Raw genomic sequence first — 255 nt, 5'->3', positions numbered from 1 at the left:
AACAGCAGCGTTTCGTCGCTGTCGACTTCGGCCTCGACAGGCCTGAGCACCACGAACAGCAATGTGGCTTCGTTGTCGACATCAACTTCGACCGGCCTGAGCACGACTAACAGCAGCGTTTCGTCATTGTCGACTTCAGCCTCGACAGGCCTGAGCACCACGAACAGCAATGTGGCTTCGTTGTCGACATCAACTTCGACTGGCCTGAGCACCACCAACAGCAGCGTTTCGTCATTGTCGACTTCAGCCTCGACG

1 protein-coding gene is annotated in these 255 nt (G+C 56.5%); it reads right to left on the bottom strand.

Annotation, left to right across the window (positions count from 1 at the left end):
- Nucleotides 1–255, bottom strand: a 255-nt coding sequence (locus tag AC07RZ_RS24150; RefSeq protein WP_494669875.1) for a hypothetical protein, incomplete at both ends; no start/stop codon positions are given.

It is taken from the genome of Collimonas sp. GW821-FHT07E08 (assembly GCF_059418905.1).
The sequence above is the reverse complement of the archived record's forward strand: the minus strand, read 5'-3'. Positions and strand labels throughout refer to the sequence as shown.